Genomic DNA, 6251 nt, shown 5'->3' with positions numbered 1-6251 from the left:
GGGCGGACCACGAAAATCCACGCGCTGAGCGACCCTGACTGCAGACCTTGCGCATTTCATCTCACTCCAGGCCAGGACGCTGATATTGCCGCAGCGCCAGCCCTTTTGGAACTCGCGCCACCCATGTTTGCCCTCATTGGCGACAAAGGGTACGACGGCGACGGCTTTCGAGCCGAAATCGTCGATCGTGGTGCCAAGCCCGTCATTCCAAACAAATCCAACAGGGTCACTCTCCACAGCTTCAGCAAACGCGCCTACAAGGGGCGCAACGTCATCGAGCGCTGTTTCTGCCGCCTCAAGGATTTCAGGCGTGTCTCAACTCGCTACGACAAACTAGCCAGGAACTTCTTGGCTGCCATCCATCTCGCCGCCATCGTTGCCTATTGGATCAATTGAGTCCGAGCCCTAGTTTTCTACACCAATCGCATTCTCAACCCCGCCATTGTCATCATCGAGGTCTTAGTCAACGTTTACGTCCTCCTCATCAATCTGAAGGGCGTGCGGGTGGTTTGGAGACGAGTGTTTCCCATCTTGCTCGGGCTCTTGCCGGGCGTTGCGCTCGGCGGCTATGCCTTGACCTCGCTTCAGCCGGGCTGGATCAAATTCGCCACCTACACGATCATTCTGCCCCTGATCCTGCTGCAAGCTGCGGGTTGGCGCCGTCCTATCGGAGCAAGCTGGCTGATCGGCCTGCCATTCGGGTGGATGCTGGGCGTTCTCTATTCGCTGACGACAATCTCCGGGCCTCCCATAGCGATGCTGTTTAAACAACCAGGGCTTGGTCAAACACGAATTTCGCGCCGGCCTAGCGCTGGTTCGCGTGGTGGAATCGAGCGTTACCGCCTTCGTCTATTATCAGCTCGGCTTGTTCATTTACGAAAGCGGCAGCTTGCTCTATGTTTTTGTACCGAGTGTCATGCTTGGCGTCCCGCTGGGGTCCTACGTCATTCGCCGGCTTGATGCGGAGATATTCCGACGCATCTGTATGAGCTTTGATGCTTGGATCGTGGGCTTCGGCTTGTCACGGGTGCTGATTGAGCTCGATCTAGTGCAGAGCGCCTGGGCTTATAGCGTGATGGCGGCGGCGATACTGATCGATCTCTGCCTGCTATACTTGTTCTTTACAACGCACAATCCAATCTCATCTCGGCGAACTGCGGATATAAGCACCTGAACGATGCCGGCGGGCAACTCGGTATCGAATGCGCGCGCGTCCTGGACCTGATCGACGCCGCCCTCTTCGGCGGCGATGATGATGGCTTGCAAATCTGGTTGATTGCTCCAGACGGCCCAGCCCACCGCCGCCGGGAACCCGGGACACAGGACAGCCCTGATGCCGCCATGCTACTCGAAGTGGCTGTTGCCGGCGGCGACACGCTGGCCCAGAACAAACGAACTGAGGCCCAATGGCTGCGCGGGAACCATCTGGCGGCCGGAAACCAGGGACGAACGAATATCAAAACCATCGGGGCCGACATTAACCGCTTGCGCGTGGTAGCGGAGCTCGTTGTAGTGATCTCTTGAGACAGCGCCGCCACTCGTGATGAGAGCTTCCGATTGTGCAAAGTTGTCGGAAAAAGGACGGCCGTGTTAGCGCCAACTGCATAGAGGCCTGGGGCGCCGTCGGCTTTGTAGGCGTTGCGACAAGCATGCTGAGCGTTGCGATTTGGCTGTCGCAGACCAGCAAAAATCATTGCCCTCGTGTGGCCAGCTCATCCGGGAGAGATTGGCCGAAACACCGCCATCCCCAGGGGCTCGACGATCACCCCTACTTGTCGCTCTCCGTGTGACGCAGTTCAGCATTTGTGACGGCATCGCATTTGCAGGGATGAAGAACGTCAACTTGAGGCCATCATCGTCGAGCCGCGCGTCGCTTGCAGGCGACGCACGCAGGATGAGGGGCGCCGCGCCCGCGAGTCCGTTCTCTCAGGAGCGTCCGTGATACCATGTGCCAATTTGTCTGCCGGCCTGCTTGGGACACGCCTGACATTTTTTGTGGCCGGATTCGGCCTCGCGGCCTGGGCGCCTTTGGTGCCACTCGCCAAGGAGCGGCTCGCGGCGGATGACCGCATGCTTGGTCTACTGCTGCTCTGTCTCGGAACGGGATCTGTCGTCGCGATGCTTTTGACCAGCGTGTTGAACTCGCGGTACGGCAGCAAGCCCATTATCCTCGCGGGTGGACTTGGACTCGCGATCATTCTGCCGTGCCTTGCAATTTCCGACTCACCTGTAAGGCTCGGTGCCACGCTATTTGCTTTCGGCGTTTCACTCGGCTCGATCGATGTAGCAATGAACATCCACGCGATTGAACTGGAGCGCGCCACGGGCCGTCTATTGATGTCCGGCTTCCACGCTCGGTACAGCATTGGGGAAGTCACCGGCTCTGCCGCGGTCACCTTGTTAGTCTCCCTGCAGTGTGGCTCGCTTCTCTCGACGTTGGTCTGTTCGGCATTAGTAACGATCGCGATTGTGACGGCCTGGCCGAGGTTGCTGGCGACGGGTTCGAGACAGCAGGGGCCATTATTTGTCTTGCCCCACCGCAGTGTGTTGCTCATAGCGGTGCTCGCGGGTATCACCTTTCTTGTAGAAGGTGCAATGCTCGATTGGAGCGCTTTGCTTCTCGTTGAACGAGATCTTCTCGCGGAGGCGCACGGGGGCATTGGTTATATGCTCTTCTCAATCGCCATGGCCGCAGGGCGTCTCAGCGGAGATGCCGTGGTGGCGCGAATCGGCGACCGTGCCACATTGATGCTCGGGACTGTACTAATGGTAACAGGCTTTTTGGCCGTGGTAGCCGCGCCCGTTGCGTTGATTGCTATGGCAGGGTTCCTGCTTATCGGATTGGGTATTTCAAATGTTGTACCCGTACTGTGTCGACGCGCCGGCAAACAGAACGTGATGCCAGCAGGCATAGCGATAGCGGTCATCACGACAGGCGGCTACGCGGGTATACTCGTCGGGCCGGCCGGCATCGGGCTCATCGCACACATATTTGGCTTGCCAATGGCGTTCGGGATGTTAGGCGCGCTCATGTCCATCGTGATGCTGTCGGCGAGGATGATGACCGACCATCGCTAAGGCATTGGTCAAGAGGAAGGGAGCGCCGGTTCGCTCCGGCTAGTGATCGCCCGTCGGCGGTTGAGATTTAGAGTCGATGAGCTCTCAACTGCTGGCAGCACGTCTCGATCTGATCTTTCCTTTTCCTGCAAGTCGGCAGGGGTTCTTGGCGGCGAACTGAGGGCAGCTGTTGACAATGAACGTTCGTCAACTTGCGAAGCAAGGTTGATCGTTACGTGAGCGGCGAGTCTGCTAGGACGGACGTTCACCGCCGGGCGATCGTGGGATCGCCCCTTATCCGGGAACAAGCGAATCACTCTGGTGCCGTCCGTCGCTGTCAGCCCGATACGCCCGATATGCCAGCTGAATGCCATCCTTTAGCGAAGTCGTGGCGCGCCAGCCGAGCCCAGACAGCCGACGCACGTCGAGCAGCTTGCGTGGCGTGCCGTCCGGGCGCGACGTATCGAAGCTGATCTCACCGCGAAAACCGACGGCGGCTGCGATCATGAGTGCGAAGTCGGCGATGCTGATGTCCTCGCCGCTACCAATATTGACCAGTTCCGACGAGGAATAGGTCTTCATCAGATGGATGCAGGCATCGGCGAGATCATCGACATAGAGGAATTCGCGGCGCGGCGTGCCGGTGCCCCACACCACGACGTTGCGGCTGCCCGAAATCTTGGCCTCGTGGAAGCGGCGGATCAGCGCGGCGACGACGTGGCTGTATTCGGGGTGATAATTGTCCCCGGGGCCGTAGAGATTAGTCGGCATCACGCTGATGAAATCGGCGCCGTACTGGCTGCGATAGGCCTCGGCCATCTTGAGGCCGGCGATTTTGGCGATGGCATAGGGTTCGTTGGTCGGTTCCAGCGGGCCGGTCAATAACGAATCCTCTCGCAGCGGCTGAGGCGCCAAGCGCGGATAGATGCAGGAGGAGCCGAAGAACATCAGCTTCTCGCACCCATTGGCATGCGCCGCCTGGATGACGTTGCTCGATATCGCCAGATTGTCGTGCAGAAACTCGGCGCGCAGCGTGTTGTTAGCGACGATGCCGCCGACCTTCGCGGCGGCGAGGAACACGGCTTGCGGCCGCTTCGCGGCAAACCAGGCGTTCACCGCGGCCTGGTCGCGCAAGTCGAGCTCGCTGCGCGGCACCGTCAAGAGATCGGCCTGTTCGCGTGCTAGCCGGCGCATCAGCGCCGCGCCGACCATGCCGCGATGGCCCGCAACGAAAACCGTCTTACCCTTCAGTTCAAACGACGTGCTTGCCATTGGTCGCATCCTGCTTGGCTTCAACGAGATCGCTGGCGACCATTTCCTTCACCAGTCGCGAGAACGGCGTCTTCGGAGCCCAGCCGAGCTTGGCGCGCGCCTTGCTGGCGTCACCGATCAGGAGATCAACCTCGGTCGGACGGAAATAGGTCGGATCGATCTGCACCAGGGTCTTGCCCGAGGCCTTGTCCACGCCGACCTCCTCGACGCCCCTGCCGCGCCATTCGATGCTGCGCCCGACCTCGGCAAACGCCACCTCGACGAACTCGCGGACCGACCGCGTCTCGCCGGTCGCCAGCACGAAGTCGCCGGGCTCGTCGACCTGCAGGATCCTGTGCATGCCATCGACATAGTCGCGGGCATGGCCCCAGTCGCGCTTGGCGTCGAGATTGCCGAGATAGACCGTGTTCTCGAGGCCGACCTCGATGCGGGCGACGGCGCGGGTGATCTTGCGCGACACGAACGTCTCGCCGCGGGTCGGGCTCTCATGGTTGAAAAGGATGCCGTTGCTGGCGAAAATGCCATAGGCCTCACGGTAGTTCACCGTGATCCAATAGCCATAAAGCTTGGCGACGCCATAGGGCGAGCGCGGATAGAATGGCGTGGTTTCCTTCTGCGGCACCTCTTGCACGAGCCCGTAAAGCTCCGAGGTCGAGGCCTGGTAGAACCGCGTCTCCTTTTCCATGCCGAGGATGCGGATCGCTTCCAAAAGGCGCAGAACGCCGATTGCGTCGGCGTTGGCGGTGTATTCCGGGCTCTCGAAACTGACATGGACGTGGCTCTGGGCGGCCAGGTTATAGATCTCGGTCGGCCGGATCTGCTGCACCAGCCGGATCAGATTGGTCGAATCCGTCATGTCGCCATAGTGCATCAGGAACGGCACACTGCCGGCATGCGGATCCTGGTAGAGATGATCGACGCGCGCGGTGTTGAACGAGGACGATCGGCGCTTGATCCCGTGCACGTCGTAGCCGAGACCGAGCAAATACTCGGCGAGATATGCTCCGTCCTGCCCGGTGACGCCGGTGATCAGCGCAACGCGTCGCTTTGAGTCCTGAACCGTCATGGTCTCTCGTAGTTTCGCCGGAAAGAAAAGCCCTGTGAAACGCGTGAAGTCTAGATGCGCAAGCCCGCTCCACCCGCAATTTGAGGAAAGCGATCGTTATGTCCAGTCATACACATCAGCTAGGAAAGCACACTATATACATTGTTTTAAATCGGACTGGATTGTGTGAACGCATTGATCTCCAAAACATCAAAGTCAATTAACGCTCGCATCCTGGCTTATATCTCTGACGATCCTAAGTAGGCGAGATGCATGCGATCGCGGTTGCGAGCGCAAGGGCGCGCTTGTCCGGGCTATATCTCCAACGAGATAGAAGCTGACCATCTGTGTTCCTATCTAACCTCAGGCGCAAGTACGCATACGCGTGGTCTCGTCACGGCTTGCGAGAGCGACGAGCTGGAGCCGCAGTCATCGATGCATTTGCCCGATGACGGGATGCAAGCAAGCGTACAGTCAAGCTTGCACGCCAATTCGTAGTCAAGAAAGTTAACTTCCGGACAGAACACCCGGTCTTCGCGGTCGATTCATCGCCCGTGATCAGCGCTGTTGCCAATGTCAAGCTCGCGGCAGGCAGTGGAGCGGTCGACACAAGACAAGATGAGAAAGAGTAGTAAACGTTGGTATAGATGCTCCAACGTTTCGATATCGAAAGTTTACGCTCGTACAATAGAGCTTCGCTGCCAATCGTCTAATCTCGATGAGCGTAACTTGCCTTGGTACGAGTATGATGGGCCTCCTAAATCCAAGCCGGCAAAATGTTTCAGGTAGAACAGAACAATTCAAGCTAGAGCTGCTGCGCAGTTTGTACTCGATCGGCAGCCAAAAGCGGAATGTAGTCGGCCGAAGCGATGATGGC

The 6251-nt window shown here is 58.8% G+C and carries 6 protein-coding genes; 4 read left to right on the top strand and 2 right to left on the bottom strand.

Going from position 1 to position 6251, the window contains the following annotated elements:
* The 4 genes from I6F09_RS29320 to I6F09_RS29305 form a co-directional block, all read left to right on the top strand.
* Window positions 1-396: IS5 family transposase (locus tag I6F09_RS29320; protein WP_225172937.1), on the top strand; the 396-nt coding region annotated here is incomplete at its 5' end.
* A 382-nt stretch (window positions 397-778) separates the two neighbouring features.
* Window positions 779-1174, top strand: a complete 396-nt coding sequence (locus tag I6F09_RS29315; protein WP_225144471.1) for a hypothetical protein — start codon at window positions 779-781, stop codon at window positions 1172-1174.
* Window positions 1175-1341: 167 nt separating this feature from the next.
* Window positions 1342-1524 (top strand): hypothetical protein, encoded by a 183-nt coding sequence (locus tag I6F09_RS29310; protein WP_225144472.1) that lies wholly within the window; start codon window positions 1342-1344, stop codon window positions 1522-1524.
* A 414-nt stretch (window positions 1525-1938) separates the two neighbouring features.
* Window positions 1939-3078 (top strand): MFS transporter, encoded by a 1140-nt coding sequence (locus I6F09_RS29305; protein WP_225189621.1) that lies wholly within the window; start codon window positions 1939-1941, stop codon window positions 3076-3078.
* 273 nt (window positions 3079-3351) lie between these two features.
* On the opposite strand, the gene I6F09_RS29300 is transcribed toward I6F09_RS29305, so the two are convergent.
* Together I6F09_RS29300 and gmd are read right to left on the bottom strand one after the other, a co-directional pair.
* Entirely contained in the window at window positions 3352-4329 is a 978-nt protein-coding gene (locus tag I6F09_RS29300; RefSeq protein ID WP_275945323.1) for a GDP-L-fucose synthase, read from the bottom strand.
* Complete coding sequence (gmd, locus tag I6F09_RS29295; RefSeq protein ID WP_225144474.1) at window positions 4310-5395, bottom strand: GDP-mannose 4,6-dehydratase; 1086 nt, start codon at window positions 5393-5395, stop codon at window positions 4310-4312. The genes I6F09_RS29300 and gmd overlap by 20 nt, the downstream gene beginning before the upstream one ends.
* Window positions 5396-6251: the final 856 nt, after the last annotated feature.

The organism is Bradyrhizobium sp. IC3195 (assembly GCF_020193585.1).
GTDB lineage: Bacteria > Pseudomonadota > Alphaproteobacteria > Rhizobiales > Xanthobacteraceae > Bradyrhizobium > Bradyrhizobium yuanmingense.
This window is presented reverse-complemented; position numbering and strand designations above follow the sequence as displayed.

Excerpts from the sequence above, each read along its gene's own strand:
- I6F09_RS29310 (WP_225144472.1), top strand. The coding sequence starts at position 1,342 with ATGCTACTCGAAGTGGCTGTTGCCGGCGGCGACACGCTGGCCCAGAAC.
- I6F09_RS29300 (WP_275945323.1), bottom strand. The coding sequence starts at position 4,329 with ATGGCAAGCACGTCGTTTGAACTGAAGGGTAAGACGGTTTTCGTTGCG.
- gmd (WP_225144474.1), bottom strand. The coding sequence starts at position 5,395 with ATGACGGTTCAGGACTCAAAGCGACGCGTTGCGCTGATCACCGGCGTC.